The following is a 17,161-nucleotide window of genomic DNA, read 5'->3' as shown; positions in this document are numbered from 1 at the left end:
CCATCTTGCGTACTGTTTTGCATGGTGATGTAAGTGCAGCGGCGCGGGCCTTGTTGGCCGCGCCGCCTTCCGAGCGGGAATCCATATGCTTACAAATGTTTAACGAGGCGCAATTGGCGCACGAATACACTTCGGATATGGGCCGTTTACATCCTAAATACGGGAACGGATCCCTGATGGCTGTCGCGTATATTCGTCGATTGGCGGATGAGCCCAGTTTCAACGACCTGCAATATTGTGAGTGTTTCGAGATAGTTCTACGTAATCTTATCCGGTTTAATATCAGTCAGAGGCACAACTGACGCACTTGCTTGCCGCAAGGTCCAGTTCCAGACGCCCCCGAGCGATTAAGTCTCCGCAATCTTCGCAATAGCCGTACTCGCCTTCGGCAATTCGGCTGAGCGCGGTCTGAAGCCGGCGCGTTTCTACATCCCTGCGGGCCTGCTGGGCCTTTGCCATCGCCTGGTTTTGTAACGCATCCATGCGGCTGAGGCGTCCAACGGCCTGCTGATCAAGTTCGACAATCGCTTGTGCGTCGTGGCCTGACGCTGACTCCGCCTCGAGAGACGCCAACCGAACTTTGATAAGTCGTTCAAAATATCGGTGATCATGTTCGTTCATTTTTTGTTGTATAACACATCAGGGGTTTGCGTTTGGTGATTTTGACCTTAGATGGCTATTCTAGGCGCAGAAAAGGATCAAAAGCCATGTTCGAAAAGCGCAGTCAAATCACCAACGTCGATCCTGTTTGGGATCGCATAACGGCAGAGGCTCTGGCGGCCGTGGAAAAGGAACCACTTATGGGTGGTCTGGTTCACGCCTGTATCCTGCATCACCGCAGTCTCGAGAGGGCTTTGTCCTATCGCATTGCCGCCAAGTTGTGCTCGAACGAGATGTCGATGATGGTCTTGCGTGAAATCGTTGAAGAAGCCTATTCGGACGACGCCTCTTTGCTAGAAGCGGCGCGGGCGGATCTGATGGCGGTATACGAGCGTGATCCGGCCTGTCACCGTCTGCTGCAGCCAGTGCTCTATTTCAAAGGATATCAGGCGATGCAGGCTTATCGCGTAGGTCATTGGCTGTGGCGAAAAGGCCGGCATGACTTGGCGTATTTTGTTCAGATGCGTTCGTCTGAGATATTTGGAATTGATATCCATCCGGCTGCGAAAATTGGCAAGGGGATTATGATCGACCACGCCCATTCAATCGTGATCGGCGAAACTGCCGTTGTAGGTGATAATGTTTCGATGTTGCACTCCGTGACGCTGGGCGGGACAGGTAAGGAAGAGGAAGATCGTCATCCCAAGATCGGAGATGGAGTACTGATTGGGGCTGGTGCAAAGGTTCTTGGGAACATCACGGTTGGCCATTGCAGCCGCATCGCAGCCGGATCTGTGGTGTTGGAGGAGGTTCCAGCCTGCAAGACGGTTGCGGGCATTCCCGCGAAGATTGTCGGTGAAGCAGGGTGCGATCAGCCCTCGATTTCAATGGATCATATGCTGGGAAAGAATCACCAGGATCCAAGTTAAGCTTGTCGCATCGATGCGAGAACAGTCTTTGAACTCTTGAGTTGATCGGAAACTAAACGCCGCTTTTCGATCATTACAAATCTTGGCCCCGCCCGATTTCCGTTCGGGTGGGGCTTTTTGTGAATTACATCAAGCCAGCATCACCATCGGGTTTTCAAGATTTTCGACAATGGCTTGCAGCAATTGTGCGCCAAGCGCTCCGTCGATAACGCGGTGATCAACTGACATTGTGACGGACATGATCGTGGCTACTGTCAGTTCTCCGTCATCTCCGACAACGGGTTTTTTCAGTCCAGTTCCGACCGCCAAAATACCAGCGTGGGGTGGATTCACGATTGCATCGAAGTTGTCGATACCGAACATGCCCAGATTGGAAACGGCAAACGTACCGCCCTGATATTCATGCGGAGCCAACTTACGTTCCCGGGCGCGACCAGCAAGGTCTTTCATCTCGGTCGACAAAGCAGAGAGCGATTTGGTATCGGCGTCTTGCAGTACAGGTGTGAACAAGCCGCCTTCGATAGCGACGGCAACAGCTACATCCGAAGGTTTCAATTGTAAGACCCTGTCTCCGGCCCAAACAGCATTGCACTCGGGTACTTGTTGCAGGGCGTTGGCAACGGCTTTGATGATAAAGTCGTTAACGCTCAGTTTCACTCCGCGACCTTCTAGCTGTTTGTTCAGCTGGCTTCGGAACTTCAACAGTGCATCCAGCTTGATGTCACGACGCAGATAGAAATGCGGAATGGTCTGTTTGGCTTCGGAAAGTCGGGCGGCGATCGTCTTGCGCATTCCGTCCAGTTTAATTTCTTCGAATTCGCGACCTTCGTACATCTTGGCAACTGCGTCAGCTGAAGGACCCGCTGGGGCAGCAGCAGAGGGGGGGGCGGTTGTAGCGGCCGGAGCGATGGCTGGTGCGCTTGCTGTCGCGCCTTCGACATCCGCCTTGACGATCCTGCCATGCGGACCGGAACCGTTAATTTGCGCTAGGTCGAGTCCTTTTTGCGCTGCAATTCTACGTGCCAAAGGCGAAGCGAAGATACGGCCTCCATCAGCCTTTGCAGGGGCGGCTGGAGCAGGGGCAGGGGCCTCGGATGTCGCGGGCGCGGCTTCGTCGCCCGCCGCCGTGTTTGGCGCGGCCGCAGGGGCAGGGGCTGGCGACGTCGAGATATCATCAGCGCTTTCGCCATCTTCCAACAGAACCGCAATAGCGGTGTTTACTTTAACGCCTTCGGTTCCTTCCGGGATTAGGATTTTGCCAACGACACCTTCGTCGACCGCCTCGAACTCCATCGTGGCTTTGTCGGTTTCTATCTCAGCCAGCAAGTCGCCGGAGGATACAGTGTCGCCTTCTTTGACGAGCCATTTCGCAAGCGTGCCTTCCTCCATAGTGGGAGACAGAGCAGGCATCAGGATTTCGGTGGGCATTTCAGCGCTCCTCAATCAAAGTAATTTGGTCAAAAGGCGCCCGTGGGCGCCCGGTGCCGCGTGCGAGTGTCGCTATCGCCGCTTCGATTTTTTCTTTGTTTTCAGCCATCCAGACGTAGGCTGTTTGGTGAGATGGCCGAGAACCGATCAATCGCATATCAGCCGCCAAACGCTCAGGCACAAGGGCCGTGATCGTACGATCGTCAATTACCAGATCGACACGGTAGCATTCGGTTGCTGGATCGCGGCCCCTGATATCCATTCTGTTACCGATAAGTCACCTGTTTGACAGCCGAGATCACCTCATCGGTCGTAACCAGCGCCAGTTTTTCAAGGTTGGCGGCATACGGCATCGGAACATCCTTTCCGGTACAAGTGATGACCGGCGCGTCAAGGTAATCGAACGCCTCCTGCATTACGACTGATGAGATATAGCTACCCACAGAGCCTTGGGGCCAGCCTTCTTCCACAGTTACCAGACGGTTGGTTTTCATTACCGAGTTGATAATCGCGCCAGTGTCCATCGGGCGGATTGTGCGAAGATCGATCACTTCGGCGTTTATTCCCTCCTCGGCCAATTTGTCAGCGGCTTCCAACGCGAATTGCATACCGATACCAAAGCTGACGATGGTCACATCAGAGCCTTCGCGCCAGATACGAGCCTTGCCCAGTGGGATGGTCAGGTCATCCACCTGTGGCACATCAAAAGATCGACCATACAGGATTTCGTTTTCTAAAAAGACTACCGGGTTAGGGTCGCGGATTGCCGATTTCAGCAGACCTTTCGCGTCGGCTGCCGAATACGGCATAACAACTTTCAATCCGGGAACTTGCATGTACCAAGCGGCATAGTCTTGCGAATGCTGTGCCGCTACACGCGCCGCAGCACCGTTAGGTCCGCGAAACACGATCGGACAACCCATTTGCCCGCCAGACATATACAGAGTTTTGGCGGCTGAGTTGATGATCTGGTCAATTGCTTGCATGGCGAAGTTGAACGTCATGAACTCAACAATCGGTTTCAACCCGCCAAAGGCTGAACCAACCGCGATGCCGGTAAAACCGTGTTCTGTAATTGGCGTATCAATCACACGTTTAGGCCCGAATTCGTCCAGCAGACCTTGTGAGATTTTATACGCACCCTGATACTCGGCGACCTCTTCGCCCATCAGATAGACATCCTCGTCGCCGCGCATTTCTTCGGCCATCGCGTCGCGGAGCGCCTCGCGGACGGTTTCAGATTTCATCTCGGCGTCGGCAGGCCAGTCCGGCGACAGGTCCACAACGGGCGCGGCAGGGGCAGCGGAAGGAGCAGGGGCATCAACTGCCGCCGGGGCGACCTCGGTCACTGGTGCGGGCGCTGCCGCGGGAAGCGCGGAGGCGTCTTCGCCTTCTTCCACCAACACCGCGATGGGTGTATTAACCTTTACCCCTTCAGTACCTTCGGCGATCAGGATTTTACCGACGATACCTTCATCGACGGCTTCGAACTCCATCGTCGCTTTGTCGGTTTCGATCTCGGCCATGATATCGCCCGAGGATACGGTGTCGCCTTCCTTGACTAACCATTTGGCTAACGTGCCCTCTTCCATAGTGGGCGAAAGGGCGGGCATGAGAATTTCGGTTGCCATGTCTTAATCGTCCTCTCAGGCGTAGATATCGGTCCAAAGCTCGTCCAACGACGGCTCGGGGCTTTCTTTCGAGAATTCGGCGGCCTGATTGACGATCTCTTTGATTTCTTTGTCGATCGCCTTCAGATCGTCCTCTGTCGCGTGTTTTCCTGTTAGCAAAAGCTCACGCACATGTTCGATTGGATCGCTCTGTTCACGCACTTTCTGAACTTCTTCACGCGTGCGGTACTTGGCTGGGTCTGACATTGAATGACCGCGATACCGATACGTCTTGATCTCAAGAATATATGGACCTTTTCCTGCGCGGCAGTGGGCTACTGCTTTTTCGCCAGCCTCTTTTACGGCCAGTACGTCCATTCCGTTGACGATTTCGCCCGGAATGCCGAACGCCTCACCTCGGTGGAAAATTTCTTTGGTTGAGGTCGAGCGGGCTTGCGCTGTGCCCATGGCGTACTGGTTATTTTCGATGACGAAGACGACGGGCAAATCCCACAGCGCCGCCATATTGAATGTTTCGTAAACCTGACCCTGATTAGCTGCGCCATCACCAAAATAAGTAAACGTGACCCGGTCGTTCCCCTTGTACTTATCAGAAAAAGCCAATCCCGCGCCCAACGGTACTTGTGCGCCGACAATGCCGTGGCCACCGTAAAAGTGTTTTTCCTTGGAGAACATGTGCATCGAGCCGCCTTTGCCTTTGGACAGACCACCAATGCGCCCGGTCAATTCGGCCATCACACCTCCCGGTTCCATGCCGCAGGCCAGCATGTGGCCATGATCACGGTAGGAAGTGATACGCTTGTCTCCGTCGTCTGCCGCAGCTTCAAGTCCTACGACGACGGCTTCTTGTCCTATATACAAGTGGCAAAATCCACCGATCAGGCCCATGCCATAAAGTTGCCCGGCCTTTTCTTCGAATCGGCGGATCAACAGCATTTCCCGATAGTAAGTCTTAAGTTCTTCCGCAGAAACATTTGGTTTCTTTGTGGTTTTTCGCGCAGCCATAGCGGCGATCTCCCCCTTCCGGCAAGATAGTTTAGCGTTAAACTATCTCATAGAGCATTTCGCTTGATCTGGCGAGTGTAAATGTTATGCAGCGGCAGGACGCGCAGGATTTGACCGGCGATCTAGGCAGGTGTCCCCTGGCCGAAAAGTTTCGATAATGCGTAACGTTATTGGATTACGATCTCGTCAGAACGGATCATACCTAAAATCGACCGTGCCTGTTGATCCAGAAGGTCGAGGTCCAGATAGGTATCCGACAACCGGCGAGTTAGGTTTTCCATCTCAGATATTTCGGAATTCAGCTTGGCGAGGTCGCGCGAAAGAGCGTCCCGTTCCGCAGCTATCTCCACTCTGCGGAAAAGACCATAATCGCCCTGCACGGCAGCAAAGGTGAAATACACACCCAGCATAAAAGCTACCGTGAAAAAGACGATTGCGCCCAATCTGGGTCTATTGGAACGGGACACTCTGTTGACCGCCGTATGAATTCTGCCTCAAGAAACGTGCCCTTTTTGGGCATCTCGAAGCACTATGTCATAGGTGATTCGGGATGTGAATCCCCTGATTCGCAAAAAACTCAGTGTGAGTCCAAAACGACCAAACTACTTGGTTCAGGTCTCTAAAGCGGCAACCCCAGGCAGTGTTTTGCCTTCCATCCATTCAAGGAAAGCACCACCTGCGGTCGAGATATACGTGAAGTCGTGTGCCGCGCCCGAAGCATTCAATGCCGCGACCGTATCGCCACCACCTGCGACCGAAATTAGTTGTCCTGATCGAGTAAGCGCCGCGGCCTTGAGAGCTGCAGCATTGGTGGCGACATCGAACGGCTCAAGTTCGAATGCGCCTAGCGGTCCGTTCCAAATCAACGTTTTGCTTTGGGAAAAGGTATCCGAAATCGCAGCCACACTATCGGGGCCCGCATCCAGGATCATGCCATTCTCGGGGCACTCGTCGGCAGGCAGTATTTGATGCGGTGTGTTCGCTTCAAACTTTTCAGCAACAACGATGTCTGACGGAAGAACGATATTGCAACCGGAGTGTGCAGCTCTGGACAGAATGTCCGATGCCGTATCTGCCATATCGCGCTCGGCCAACGATTTACCGACGCTAATTCCTTTTGCCACCAAAAAGGTGTTCGCCATCCCACCGCCGATTACAAGGTTGTCGACTTTGTTTATCAAATTGCCCAACAGTTCCAGTTTGGTTGAAACTTTGGCGCCACCGACCACTGCTGTCACTGGGCGTTTGGGATTTCCCAGTGCGCTTTGTAGAGCCTCCAATTCGGCCTGCATCAAGCGGCCTGCGCAAGCGGGAAGCAACCGTGCAATGGCTTCGGTAGAACTGTGTGCGCGGTGGGCGGCCGAAAATGCGTCGTTGCAATAGATATCCCCAAGTTGCGCCATTCCTGCCGCCAGATTAGGATCATTCTTTGTTTCCGCGCTGTGAAAACGGGTGTTTTCCAGTAGTAGCACCTGACCGGGTTGCAGCTCCTGCGCGGCCAGTTCAGCTTCTGGACCCACGCAATCGGCTGAAAAAAGAACCTCGACGCCAAATGCAGTCTCCAGAGCAGGGACCAACTGTTTGAGCGATAGGTTTTCGCGCCGTTCGCCACCGGGACGCCCAAAATGGGCCAAAAGAATGGGTTTGCCCCCAGCGGCCAAAATATCGCGGACGGTAGGGACAATGCGTTCGATACGAGTGGCATCTGTTACCATTCCGTCCACGACGGGCACATTGATGTCCACGCGCACCAGCACGCGTTTGTCGTTCAGGTCCATGTCGTCCAGCGTTTTCCAGCCCATGGCGCAATCCTCGGCACTTGAGTTCGATATAGGCGGTTCTTTTCCTGCATTTTGCCCTCAGGTCAATGCGTCACTTGGCTTTCGTCCGCGTGGCGCATAGGTATTTGCGCAAGACTAATCCACAGGAGGGCCACATGGCCGAGATCAAAGATCCCGAAAACACAATCATCATTGAGCTCAAAGATGGAAACGTTGTCATTGAGCTGCTGCCAGACGTGGCCCCGTTGCATAGCGAGCGGATGAAAGATCTGGCGCGTGGTGGTGAATACGACAATGTGGCCTTTCACAGGGTGATCGACGGTTTCATGGCGCAAACGGGCGATGTTCAGCATGGCGATATGGAAGATGGTTTCAATCTGCGGATGGCCGGTACCGGAGGTTCGTCATTGCCGAATGTCCCGGCTGAATTTTCTAAATTGCCCCATGATCGCGGTACTCTTGGTGCCGCGCGGTCAGCCAACCCTGACTCTGCGAATTCGCAGTTCTTTATCAACTTCAAAGACAACCATTTTCTAAACGGTCAGTACACCGTCTATGGGCGTGTTATCGATGGTATGGAGCATGTGGACGCGATCGTCCGGGGTGAGCCCCCTGCGAGCCCGGACCGTATGATCAGTGTGAAGGTGGCAGCCGATGCGTAAACTTGTTGCGGCATTCACCCTGTTGGCCAGCCCCGCCTTTGCAACCGGGCTTGAGATCGAAATTGAGGGGGAGGGCGCCAACGGCACAGTGGTCATAGACCTGTTCGAAGATCTTGCGCCCAAACATGTTGAACAGATCACGGCGCTTGCCGCTGCAGGGCAGTATGACGGAGTGGTTTTCCACCGAGTGATCGATGGCTTCATGGCCCAAACCGGCGATGTCGAGCACGGCCGCATAGGAAGCGATCTGCGGCGTGCGGGTACGGGCGGTTCGGACCGTCCTGATCTACCGGCTGAATTTTCGGACTTTAACTATGATCGTGGTGTAGTGGGAATGGCGCGGGCACAAGATCCCAACAGTGCCAATTCACAATTCTTCATAATGTTCGAACCTGGCCCATTTCTGAATGGCCAATACACAGTAATCGGTCAGGTCACAGACGGCATGGATGTTGTCGACGCTATTAAGAGAGGCGATGGTCCCAACGGCGCTGTCATAGGCCAGCCCGACGCAATGAAAAAGGTTACCGTAACCGAATAATATTGAGCCCGGCGCCTTAACAGGCGCCGGAGCTGTTTTTTGCTCAATCCTCTGGTGACATAACTTTCCAAATAAGTGCGCCCAATGCGCCACCTATGAGTGGTGCGACCCAGAAAAGCCACAGCTGAGCCAAAGCGGGACCGTCGGCAAACAATGCAACGCCTGTCGAACGGGCGGGATTGACCGACGTGTTTGTGACCGGGATCGAAATCAGGTGGATCAGTGTAAGCGCAAGACCGATTGCGATTGGGGCAAAGCCTGCAGGCGCTCCCTTTGAAGTCACTCCCAGAATGATCAAAATGAAAAACGCGGTCAGCACAACTTCGATCACAAGGGCAGACATCATCGAATAGCCCTTTGGCGAGGCATCGCCGTAACCGTTCGATGCAAACCCGCCAACCCCTTCAAAGCCCGGTGCGCCGCTTACAATCACGTAAAGGACAATAGCGGCGACAATCGCGCCAACAACCTGGGCGACCCAGTAGGGCAAAAGGTCTTTTGCCGGGAACCGTCCGCCAATCATCAGACCCAGGCTAACAGCCGGGTTGAAATGCCCGCCTGAGATGTGTCCTACAGTGTAGGCCATTGTCAAAACGGTCAGACCGAACGCGAAAGCAACGCCAAGCCAGCCGATGCCCACATCTGCAACGCCGGCCGCTAAAACCGCGCTGCCGCAACCGCCAAGAACCAGCCAGAATGTGCCGAAAAACTCGGCCATGAGTTTAGAAGACATGATTAACCCTCCGGAACAAATCGGCTTAAGTGTATATCAAAAAAACATTTTTTGTGGATTTCAGTCCATTTTTGACCACTTGTTGGGCGATTAGAGTCTTGCCTGTTGCTAATCGGTCAAGATATTCGGCCATAAAAAGTCTTGCGGGCGCTTTCGGATAGGGAAATGCCCGGTTCGGCGTTATATGCCAGCACGGCTAGAATTCGCGTTACATCGCCTTCGTTCGGGGCGACACGGTGCATTGAGTTTCGACCACGAAAGAAAACCAACGTTCCCGCCCGAGCATTCAGAGTTTCGACCGGTGTAATCCCATCCAATGCTTCAGCAACACCAGAATAGTTCATTTCGCCAGAGTCGGCGTCTCTGACGTCCTTGATGAACTCGAATTGGCCACCCTTTTCAGGTGCTTGAATCATCAGGGTAATGGCAAATGAAGAGTTGTCGAAATGCCATCCGAGTTCTTGACCTTTTTCGGCGAAATGCAGATTTATGGAAGACAGAGGGTCGGCGTATTCGAACAATGCGCCCTCTTCCAAAACGGCACACAGAAACTCTCGAAAAAGTTCTGCATTATAAAGCGTACGCAGCGCCGACCCTTGCGGAATCAGATCGTCGGTCAGACACCCCTTTGAGGACTGCACCAGTCGGTTTCGTGGATGTTCAGGTGGGAATTGTGGATCCTGTGGGCTTAAATACACTGTGTGTAGCTCAGTTTTTGCGTAAATAGCTTGAGAGTTAGTCAAACCTTCCGCGCAAATTGATTTAACGGCCTCGTCTTTTACAAAGCCAGGCATCTCCAACACCCCGTCCAGATCGAAGGTTCGCTTGCAGGCATTGCGAAAATTGCGGTCACCGATTGGGTAGGATTCAAGATCGATAATGTTATCCAAAATCATGAAAGGTCCCTGTCATCGCCAAAACGGTTCAATGCGATAATATTATCGCTGTTGGTAATAATGTGGAGCGCTTAATAAAGAACGCCGCGAGATTTCTCGCGGCGCTCAGCTCCCAACCACTTTGATCGGGGTTACTGTTTGACTTCTGCGGCAGGGTTAGCGCCAGATTTAGAACTGCGGCCAGGGTTCAAAGGATCGTCCTGACGCTGCACCGAACCTTCGAAATGCGCTCCGCTTTCAATGGCGATCGTCTTGTGGATGATGTCGCCCTCGACACGGGCTGTTGAAGTCAGGCGGACCTTAAGGCCGCGCACTCGACCAACGATTCGGCCGTTGATCACAACGTCGTCGGCTGTAACTTCGCCTTTGATGGTGGCGGTTTCGCCGATTGTCAGAAGATGGGCGCGAATATCGCCTTCGACGGTTCCTTCAACCTGAATATCACCCGAGGTTTTCATGTTACCCGTTATGTGAAGGTCGGAAGACAGAACAGATGCAGGAGGCTTAGGTTTAGGTGCCGTGTTGGTCTTGGACTCTGCAGGTGCAGGGGATGCCGATGTTGCCGGTGCGGCGGGTTTTGACGCCTCAGCTTCTTTGGATCCGGGCTCGTTAATTTTGCTCTTAGAAAACATTTCTCGCAGCCTTGATATAGGTCATAGGGTTCACGGGTTTTCCGTTTACGCGCACCTCATAGTGCAGATGCGTACCGGTCGACCGTCCGGTGCTACCCATATCAGCAATATGATCCCCGCGCGAGACCCTTTGACCGACCTTAACGCGGATCTTGGTGTTATGAGCGTAAAGTGTCTCAATACCGAAGGCGTGCTTGATCTTGACCAACCGGCCAAAACCGGACTGCCAGCCTGCGTGGGTCACAACGCCATCTGCGGTAGCAAATATGTCGGTGCCGTGAGAGCCCGCAAAGTCTGCACCGTTATGCATACGGCTGCCACCGGTTTTCGGGTCGCGGCGTTTGCCGAAACCACTGGTGTATCGCACTGCTGAATTAACCGGGCTGGCAAAAGGGGCCTTTTCGGCAGCAATTCGATACAGATTTAACTGATCCATTTGCTGCAGCAGTGCATTCGCGCGGATTTCGTCGGGGGTCAGTTCCTCACCGCGCGTGCTGAATGAAATTGGGGTAAGCGGCCCGCCCATGCCGCTGTATCCTCGTCGGACTTCTTCAATAATGCGATCTGTCGGCATTCCTGCCTGCCGGAACATCTTGTCCAGAGGTTCGACCGAGATCACCATCGCGTCTTCCAATTGCCGAAAAATCTCGTCGCTGCGTTCCTGCATCAGCCGGATTTCTAGCTCAAGTTCGTCCCGCTGATCCAGCGCACCCTGCGCATTCGCAGCGATCATATCGCGCTCTTGCGCAGTGCGGACCAGAGCGTCGGTCATAAACGCCATATGGGCAGGGTTCGACGACGCCTTAACATCCGACGTTCCGTTTTCCGAAGCCTGCTGCAATTCAGCCAACTCGCTGCGGGCTTCTTCTCGTTGCTTCATAGTCGTGCGCAGAGTTGTCTGAATGACTTCGATTCCAGTCTCCAGCTCGCGACGTCTGTTCTCGGACTCCAAAAGCTCCGATTGCATTGACGAGACTTGTTCCAATGCAGCGTTGAAACGTTCGTGTGCTGCCAGCGCTTCAGCCGCACGCGCATCGCGTTCGGCGGATAAAACATTCAGACGGTACTGATAGGTTGCTTGATCCCGTTTCGCCTGTTCGCGGAAATTACCCGACCCGATGCTGTCCATAAGAAGGATCGCCGTTGCAACGGCAGTCCAACCGACCATGACTGCGACCCCAGCAAAGGCCGCAAGCTGTGTCTCCGAACTCAGTCGAATGAATCTGGTGTCGTTGTCGGATTTCAAAAAAACCCGGCGTTCCGGAAAGTACCGCTCGAAAAGTGCGTGAAATTTGATTGCCAGACGTGTTCGCACGCGTCGTACCTCAATTGTCCCCGTATGCAAGGCCGGTCGTGAGTGTCTCGCCGCCTCTTGGGCCGACTGCATAAAGGGACGAAACCCATAGGGCAACATTCTTGACTATATTCGCCGTAAAATTGCGGGATTACCGCTGGGTATCGGCGGGAAGTTGCCGAAACTGGCTGGTGTTACCGGTCCGACGCCGTTTTATTTGACGGCATTTCTTCCGTCAGTGGCCAGTAGAAATCTGGCGGCAGCCCTGCTTCTGCACGCTTTTCCTCGTTGAAAGGCGGTTTGAGCACGCCGTGGAAGTATTTGCGTACCAGCGCATGGAAAACGTCCTTCGGATCGACATTCTCGCGACCGCACAAGAAATGAAACCACTTGGAACCATAGGCCACATGCGCAACTTCTTCGGCATAAATGACCTCGAGCGCTGAAATAGCCTGTTCTGCTTTCGCATTGCGAAAAATGTCTATCATTCCGGGTGTTACGTCGAGACCGCGAGCCTCGAGAACCATTGGAACAACAGCCAGACGTCCCATCAGATCTTCGGCCGTATCTTCGGCGGCGCGCCACATTCCGGCATGGGCCGGTAATGCACCATAATGGCTACCCATTTCTTCAAGACAGTCGCAGACCATCTCGAAATGACGAGATTCTTCTTCAGCACATTTGACCCAGTCGTCGTAGAACCCAACCGGCATCGGAACATGACCGAAACGGGCAATGATGTCCCAATGCAGGTCTACTGCGTTCAATTCGATATGCGCGACTGCATGTAACAGCGCAATGCGGCCTTCCTCTGTGCCCGGTCGACGTTTGGGTACTTCCCGTGGCGAAAGAAGCTCGGGTTTATCGGGTCGGGCAGGCGACAAGGGCGGCGTCGCTGTCCCAACTATGATCTCAGGGGCCTCGCCTGTGCGCGAGGCGAACCACGTTGCGGCATGACTTTTAGACAGATCTGTTTTGGCGCGCCCATCAGCAGTTGTAAGGACTTCGGTCGCCATCTGGGTTAGTGTTTTAGCCAAAGGATCGCTCCGCCTGAGTAATATTTCAGCGGGACATAATCTGAATGTTGTCGCGGGTCGAGGAGGATTATAATGAGCGGACGGCTTCCAGTACTTCCTCGACGTGACCGGGCACCTTAACCTTGCGCCATAATCGGGCGATGCGACCGTCTGCATCGATAAGAAATGTTGATCGCTCAATCCCCATCGATTTGCGCCCATACATGTTCTTTTCGACCCAGACTCCGTAGTCCTCGCAAACGGTTTGGCCTTCATCGGACAGTAGCGGTGTGGTTAGACCGTGTTTGGCGACGAACTTGTCGTGCTTGGCAACGCTGTCGCGAGAGATGCCGAAAACTTGAGCGCCGGCGTCGGCAAATGCCTGCAGTTGTTCTGAGAAACCGATGGATTCCTTGGTGCAGCCCGGCGTATCATCACGGGGGTAGAAAAATAAAACGACTGGATGGCCGCGGTGCTCTGCAAGGCTGACCTGGCCTCCCCCGTCTCGGGGCAGCGTGAAATCGGGTGCAATGTCTGAAACCTCGGGCATGTGCGATCTCCGGTTAATATTATTTTCGGTATCCCAATATCATAGGGCATGCCGGGCGGGTTAAAAGGTGTGGAAAGCAAATTGGTGCAATCAGAACGGCAAGTCGACAATGAAGTGGGTAAGAAACCACGTCGCCGCTCGCGCCGCCGTACTGCAGGGCTTTGGGCCATGCGGGGCGTATTTGTTCTGGTTCTGCTTGCCTTAGTAACCGCGTTCATGGTCGTCGGACAACGGGTGCATGCGCCGCTTTGGTTGCGCGACAGGGTGGAGACCCGGCTGGATGAAGCACTGGGCGGATTTCAAATACGCTTCGGCGACGTCAGCCTGATAATACATGAAGGTTGGCGACCACGTTTACGCCTGACAGATGTCCAGATAAGCGATGCTGCCGGCCAGCAAATCGCCGAAGTTTCAGATATGAGGGCCAGCCTTGCCATGCGCCCGTTGCTGCGTGGTCATGTGAGGCCAAAACGCATCATTTTGCAAGGCGCACAGATCGCCTTGTCGCGCGGCGTTGACGGAGCTTTGACAATGACAGTCGGAACCGACAGCGCACCGGTTGGCCGAGCGCCAAACATGGCCGAATTGATCGAGGCTTCGGACAGTATGTTTATGTCCCCGGCTTTGTCGGCGCTGACTTCGGTCGAACTGGATGCAATTACTCTGGATTACAGCGACCTCAGACAAGGTAGGTCTTGGATCCTGGACGGCGGTCGTATTCAGATGACCCGTAGTGCGCGCGAGGTCAGACTGGCCACCAGTTTTTCAGTGCTGGCAGGTCGAGATTACGTAAGCGAAATCGAGGCAAATTATACCAGTACGCTAGAAAGTGCCGAGGCTAGGTTTGGCATCACGATTACCGATCTTCCGGCCGAGGACATAAGCGGGCATAGCCCAGCACTGGCTTGGATGCAGGTTCTTAAATCTCCAATTTCTGGGGCCTTGCGTGGAAGCATTGATGCGGATGGCAATCTTGGTTCAGTCTTTGCCACACTTAATCTTGGTTCGGGCGCAGTGCAGCCAACGCCCGAGACGCGCCCAATAAATTTTGAATCAGCACGCACATATTTCACTTATGACCCTAAACGGCATGTGTTGGATTTTAATGAAGTTTCGATCAATTCAGCGTGGGGAAATGTTCAGGGCGATGGCAAAGCGTTCCTGCAAGGTGTCACTGCCGCCGGGTTGGAAAGCATGGACGGGCAGTTCCGGCTGAGCGGTATTCAAGTCAATCCCGCCGATTTGTTTCCTGAACCATTGACCTTAACGCATGCAGACGTGGACTTTCAGATGAAGCTGGCTCCGTTTAGGGTCAAGCTGGGACAAATGCGCGTTGAGGATGGCGATCATCGACTGCGGTTAAGCGGTGATATTGCTGGACTGCCCGATGGTTGGGTTGCGAATATCGACGGCCAGATCGATCAAATGCGGGTCGACCAAGTTCTTGGGTATTGGCCGCAAAAGTTGGCGCCAAAGCCGCGTAAATGGGTGGACGAAAATTTGTTTGAGGGCCAGATGTCTGATCTCGAATTTTCTCTGCGCGCGAAGCCAGATATACGACCCGACATTTTTGCAAGTTTCGACTTTGACAAAACGGAAGTTCGGTTTGCTAAAACGATGCCTCCGGTCAAGGATGCGCAGGGTCAGGTCAATTTTTTGAATGGACGTTTTACTGTAACTGCTCAACAAGGATTGGTGTTCGCCGACCAAGGCGGCGCTGTGGATGCGTCGGGTACGTCTTTCATAATCCCGGATGTAAGCATTAAGAAACGAACTCCCGGCATTGTCCGCTTGAAGGCGAACGGAAGCGTGACAGCCGCGCTTTCGCTGTTGGATAGGCCGCCTTTGCAGGTAATGACCAAGGCCAATCTTCCGGTTGACTTGGCTGAGGGCAGGGTGCGTCTGGAGGGCACGCTTTCGCTGCCTTTAATTAAGAACCTGAAACTTGAGGACACAGAATTTCACTACGCAGGTGATGTTTTCGATGTTCAAAGCGACAAGCTTGTTCCTGACGCAGTGGTAAAGGCTGCGCAGCTAGCTTTGACCGGAGATCAAACTCAGGTGTCGATTGGCGGGGATGGGTTTTATGGAGATGTCCCAGTACAAGCCAAATGGACCCAACCGATCGGAGGTGGTGCACCGCTGCGAAGCCAGTTAACCGGTCAGATCGAGTTATCCGACCGATTGATGAAGCAGATCGGTGCCGGCTTGCCGCAAGGGATGTTGACTGGCAGCGGACAGGCGGATTTCGCTCTGGGAATTGGCGCTGGTGATCCGCCCAATCTGACAGCACAGTCTGATTTGTTAGGGGTCGGTCTTGCAATACCAGAATTAGGATGGCGGAAGTCCGAAAGCGGTGAAGGTACGATGTCGATTGAGGCGACATTGGGTGAACAACCAAACGTCCAATCACTGCGATTGAACGCTGCAGGTCTTCGCTCCAGCGCATCGATTTCATTTCGTGACGGAGATTTTGATCGTATCCGTTTCAGCTCGTTTGAATTGGGTGATTGGTTGGCGGTGCCTGCCGAATTGATCGGACGTGGGGCAAGGGTTCCGGACATTCGCGTGTTGGGCGGTGTGTTGAATTTGGGCAAATCCACATTTGGGTCCGGCAGCGGAGGTGGTTCGGGTCCCGGTCCAAATTTGGAGGTCGCGTTGGATCGGTTGCAGGTCACGCAATCAGTAGCTTTAACAGGTCTAAGAGGGAACTTCAGAACAACTGGCGGTCTAAACGGTGCATTTACTGCCGCAGTTAATGGAGGAGCAGCGGTCAGCGGGCAAGTTTCTCCACGTGATGGGCGGAGCGCAGTTAACCTGAGTTCAGATGATGCAGGCGCTGTATTGCGCTCGGCCGGTGTCATAACCCAAGCCCGCGGCGGATCATTGGCTTTGCAGTTGGATCCAGTGGCCGAAGCGGGGAATTACGATGTGACCCTTAGGATGGAAAATACGCGCATCAAGGATGCCCCAGCGATGGCGGCGTTGTTGAACGCCATAAGCTTGGTCGGTCTTGTGGATGAAATGGCAGGCCAAGGTATCTTTTTTTCTGCCATCGATAGCAAAATGCGGGTAACTCCAACCGAGATTAAGGTACTTAGCGGCAGCGCAGTTGGCCCTTCGATGGGTCTTTCCTTCGATGGGACAATCGACACAGTCGAAGGTCTGCTGGACCTGCGCGGTGCAATATCGCCGATCTATCTGTTGAATGCTGTGGGAAGCGTTCTGACCCGCAAAGGAGAAGGCGTTTTTGCCTTCAATTATACTCTCAAGGGTCCACTGACCGGACCTGCTGTTTCCGTGAACCCATTATCTGGGCTGGCTCCGCTGTTTCTTCGAAATCTGATGCGCGCCCCTGCGCCAACTGTCTCTGATGGGCCGAATGCTACATTGAACAAATCGATTCAGGATCACCCGGCCTCGCATTCCAGAGGTGAGGACCGCTGAGTGTGAGTGGTGGAAG

18 protein-coding genes are annotated in these 17,161 nt (G+C 53.8%); 5 read left to right on the top strand and 13 right to left on the bottom strand.

Going from position 1 to position 17,161, the window contains the following annotated elements; genetic code table 11:
- Positions 1-5 precede the first annotated feature (5 nt).
- Positions 6-302, top strand: coding sequence for a DUF7742 family protein (locus tag AC2FNE_RS05365; RefSeq protein WP_170472718.1), 297 nt, complete (start codon positions 6-8; stop codon positions 300-302).
- On the opposite strand, the gene AC2FNE_RS05360 is transcribed toward AC2FNE_RS05365, so the two are convergent.
- Positions 283-621: a TraR/DksA family transcriptional regulator gene (locus AC2FNE_RS05360; RefSeq protein WP_170472715.1), complete on the bottom strand. Its 339-nt coding sequence runs from the start codon at positions 619-621 to the stop codon at positions 283-285. The genes AC2FNE_RS05365 and AC2FNE_RS05360 overlap by 20 nt on opposite strands.
- 86 nt (positions 622-707) lie before the next feature.
- On the opposite strand from AC2FNE_RS05360, the gene cysE reads away from it, so the two are divergent.
- Entirely contained in the window at positions 708-1,529 is an 822-nt protein-coding gene (cysE, locus tag AC2FNE_RS05355; RefSeq protein ID WP_170472712.1) for a serine O-acetyltransferase, read from the top strand.
- Between the two features lie 129 nt (positions 1,530-1,658).
- On the opposite strand, the gene AC2FNE_RS05350 is transcribed toward cysE, so the two are convergent.
- The 6 genes from AC2FNE_RS05350 to AC2FNE_RS05325 all read right to left on the bottom strand — a co-directional run bounded on the left by AC2FNE_RS05350 (position 1,659) and on the right by AC2FNE_RS05325 (position 7,395).
- Positions 1,659-2,957, bottom strand: a complete 1,299-nt coding sequence (locus AC2FNE_RS05350; protein ID WP_496804914.1) for a pyruvate dehydrogenase complex dihydrolipoamide acetyltransferase — start codon at positions 2,955-2,957, stop codon at positions 1,659-1,661.
- A 1-nt stretch (position 2,958) separates the two neighbouring features.
- The gene (locus tag AC2FNE_RS05345; protein ID WP_170472707.1) at positions 2,959-3,219 is read right to left on the bottom strand and encodes a hypothetical protein; all 261 of its coding nucleotides are present in this window, start codon (positions 3,217-3,219) and stop codon (positions 2,959-2,961) included.
- A gap of 4 nt (positions 3,220-3,223) precedes the next feature.
- Entirely contained in the window at positions 3,224-4,588 is a 1,365-nt protein-coding gene (locus AC2FNE_RS05340; RefSeq protein WP_170605223.1) for a pyruvate dehydrogenase complex E1 component subunit beta, read from the bottom strand.
- A gap of 15 nt (positions 4,589-4,603) precedes the next feature.
- Entirely contained in the window at positions 4,604-5,593 is a 990-nt protein-coding gene (gene pdhA / locus AC2FNE_RS05335; RefSeq protein ID WP_170472703.1) for a pyruvate dehydrogenase (acetyl-transferring) E1 component subunit alpha, read from the bottom strand.
- A gap of 167 nt (positions 5,594-5,760) precedes the next feature.
- Positions 5,761-6,060 carry an FtsB family cell division protein gene (locus AC2FNE_RS05330; protein ID WP_170472700.1) on the bottom strand — a complete coding sequence of 100 codons (300 nt, stop codon included), beginning with the start codon at positions 6,058-6,060 and terminating at the stop codon, positions 5,761-5,763.
- A gap of 144 nt (positions 6,061-6,204) precedes the next feature.
- Positions 6,205-7,395, bottom strand: a complete 1,191-nt coding sequence (locus tag AC2FNE_RS05325) for a phosphoglycerate kinase (protein ID WP_496804913.1) — start codon at positions 7,393-7,395, stop codon at positions 6,205-6,207.
- 134 nt (positions 7,396-7,529) lie between these two features.
- Between AC2FNE_RS05325 and AC2FNE_RS05320 the strand changes: the two genes are divergently transcribed.
- Both AC2FNE_RS05320 and AC2FNE_RS05315 read left to right on the top strand, forming a co-directional pair.
- The gene (locus tag AC2FNE_RS05320; RefSeq protein ID WP_170472694.1) at positions 7,530-8,036 is read left to right on the top strand and encodes a peptidylprolyl isomerase; all 507 of its coding nucleotides are present in this window, start codon (positions 7,530-7,532) and stop codon (positions 8,034-8,036) included.
- The gene (locus tag AC2FNE_RS05315) at positions 8,029-8,577 is read left to right on the top strand and encodes a peptidylprolyl isomerase (protein WP_170605227.1); all 549 of its coding nucleotides are present in this window, start codon (positions 8,029-8,031) and stop codon (positions 8,575-8,577) included. The genes AC2FNE_RS05320 and AC2FNE_RS05315 overlap by 8 nt, the downstream gene beginning before the upstream one ends.
- Positions 8,578-8,620: 43 nt before the next feature.
- On the opposite strand, the gene aqpZ is transcribed toward AC2FNE_RS05315, so the two are convergent.
- From aqpZ to AC2FNE_RS05285, 6 genes are all read right to left on the bottom strand, one after another.
- A complete protein-coding gene (gene aqpZ / locus AC2FNE_RS05310) occupies positions 8,621-9,310 on the bottom strand; it encodes an aquaporin Z (protein ID WP_496804912.1) in 690 nt (229 codons plus the stop codon).
- Positions 9,311-9,426: 116 nt separating this feature from the next.
- Entirely contained in the window at positions 9,427-10,206 is a 780-nt protein-coding gene (locus AC2FNE_RS05305) for a HalD/BesD family halogenase (protein ID WP_496804911.1), read from the bottom strand.
- A 131-nt stretch (positions 10,207-10,337) separates the two neighbouring features.
- Complete coding sequence (locus AC2FNE_RS05300) at positions 10,338-10,838, bottom strand: bactofilin family protein (RefSeq protein WP_170472683.1); 501 nt, start codon at positions 10,836-10,838, stop codon at positions 10,338-10,340.
- Positions 10,828-12,153 (bottom strand): DUF5930 domain-containing protein, encoded by a 1,326-nt coding sequence (locus tag AC2FNE_RS05295; RefSeq protein ID WP_496804910.1) that lies wholly within the window; start codon positions 12,151-12,153, stop codon positions 10,828-10,830. Before AC2FNE_RS05295 ends, AC2FNE_RS05300 begins: the two co-directional genes overlap by 11 nt.
- Positions 12,154-12,326: 173 nt before the next feature.
- The gene (locus AC2FNE_RS05290) at positions 12,327-13,148 is read right to left on the bottom strand and encodes a ferritin-like domain-containing protein (protein ID WP_254442509.1); all 822 of its coding nucleotides are present in this window, start codon (positions 13,146-13,148) and stop codon (positions 12,327-12,329) included.
- Between the two features lie 88 nt (positions 13,149-13,236).
- Positions 13,237-13,698 carry a peroxiredoxin gene (locus AC2FNE_RS05285; RefSeq protein ID WP_170472678.1) on the bottom strand — a complete coding sequence of 154 codons (462 nt, stop codon included), beginning with the start codon at positions 13,696-13,698 and terminating at the stop codon, positions 13,237-13,239.
- Positions 13,699-13,767: 69 nt separating this feature from the next.
- Here AC2FNE_RS05285 and AC2FNE_RS05280 point away from each other — a divergent pair, with 69 nt between their 5' ends.
- On the top strand, positions 13,768-17,145 hold the full coding sequence (locus tag AC2FNE_RS05280; protein ID WP_496804909.1) for a YhdP family protein: 3,378 nt from the start codon (positions 13,768-13,770) through the stop codon (positions 17,143-17,145).
- Positions 17,146-17,161: the final 16 nt, after the last annotated feature.

This window comes from Ruegeria sp. YKSD179, assembly GCF_059612885.1.
Note: the sequence above shows the minus strand (reverse complement) of the source record. Positions and strands in the feature narration are given on the sequence as shown.

What these genes read in the sequence shown, in the direction of transcription:
- AC2FNE_RS05300 (WP_170472683.1), bottom strand. Translation starts at nt 10,838, where the DNA reads ATGTTTTCTAAGAGCAAAATTAACGAGCCCGGATCCAAAGAAGCTGAG.
- AC2FNE_RS05315 (WP_170605227.1), top strand. Translation starts at nt 8,029, where the DNA reads ATGCGTAAACTTGTTGCGGCATTCACCCTGTTGGCCAGCCCCGCCTTT.
- pdhA (WP_170472703.1), bottom strand. Translation starts at nt 5,593, where the DNA reads ATGGCTGCGCGAAAAACCACAAAGAAACCAAATGTTTCTGCGGAAGAA.
- aqpZ (WP_496804912.1), bottom strand. Translation starts at nt 9,310, where the DNA reads ATGTCTTCTAAACTCATGGCCGAGTTTTTCGGCACATTCTGGCTGGTT.
- cysE (WP_170472712.1), top strand. Translation starts at nt 708, where the DNA reads ATGTTCGAAAAGCGCAGTCAAATCACCAACGTCGATCCTGTTTGGGAT.
- AC2FNE_RS05345 (WP_170472707.1), bottom strand. Translation starts at nt 3,219, where the DNA reads ATGGATATCAGGGGCCGCGATCCAGCAACCGAATGCTACCGTGTCGAT.
- AC2FNE_RS05360 (WP_170472715.1), bottom strand. Translation starts at nt 621, where the DNA reads ATGAACGAACATGATCACCGATATTTTGAACGACTTATCAAAGTTCGG.
- AC2FNE_RS05350 (WP_496804914.1), bottom strand. Translation starts at nt 2,957, where the DNA reads ATGCCCACCGAAATCCTGATGCCTGCTCTGTCTCCCACTATGGAGGAA.
- AC2FNE_RS05340 (WP_170605223.1), bottom strand. Translation starts at nt 4,588, where the DNA reads ATGGCAACCGAAATTCTCATGCCCGCCCTTTCGCCCACTATGGAAGAG.
- AC2FNE_RS05320 (WP_170472694.1), top strand. Translation starts at nt 7,530, where the DNA reads ATGGCCGAGATCAAAGATCCCGAAAACACAATCATCATTGAGCTCAAA.
- AC2FNE_RS05285 (WP_170472678.1), bottom strand. Translation starts at nt 13,698, where the DNA reads ATGCCCGAGGTTTCAGACATTGCACCCGATTTCACGCTGCCCCGAGAC.
- AC2FNE_RS05290 (WP_254442509.1), bottom strand. Translation starts at nt 13,148, where the DNA reads ATGGCGACCGAAGTCCTTACAACTGCTGATGGGCGCGCCAAAACAGAT.
- AC2FNE_RS05305 (WP_496804911.1), bottom strand. Translation starts at nt 10,206, where the DNA reads ATGATTTTGGATAACATTATCGATCTTGAATCCTACCCAATCGGTGAC.
- AC2FNE_RS05325 (WP_496804913.1), bottom strand. Translation starts at nt 7,395, where the DNA reads ATGGGCTGGAAAACGCTGGACGACATGGACCTGAACGACAAACGCGTG.